This window comes from Bowmanella dokdonensis, assembly GCF_017254865.1.
Classification (GTDB): Bacteria; Pseudomonadota; Gammaproteobacteria; order Enterobacterales; family Alteromonadaceae; genus Bowmanella; species Bowmanella dokdonensis.
Window position 1 is genome coordinate 1 of record NZ_JAFKCV010000389.1, and the last position, 286, is coordinate 286.

The 286-nt window shown below is 40.2% G+C and carries 1 protein-coding gene; it reads right to left on the bottom strand.

The genetic code is table 11. The annotated features are described in order from the left end of the window. A partial coding sequence (locus J0A66_RS23500) for a DUF6471 domain-containing protein (RefSeq protein WP_241264401.1) occupies window positions 1-96 on the bottom strand: 96 nt, incomplete at its 3' end. Window positions 97-286: the final 190 nt, after the last annotated feature.

The window sequence follows — 286 nt, forward strand, 5'->3', positions numbered from 1 at the left end:
GTCACTCAAGTCTTGATATTTAACGCCACGCTTGGACATTTCGGCCTTAATAAGTCTTTGCACCAGTTGTCGCCAGTCGGCACTTTGATTTTGCATATCACCCCCATCAAACGTGACGTATAATTTACAACAAGAAATCATTTTATACAAAAAGAGAAAAAAATAATTTGACGAATAAGAAACTGCTTGCTTAAGATTAGCGGCAACAAACGACAGCCATAATGGCCGTCACTGCTTTCCCAACTACCTTAATCTGAAGGAGTGAACCATGAGCTGGGATCTTGAT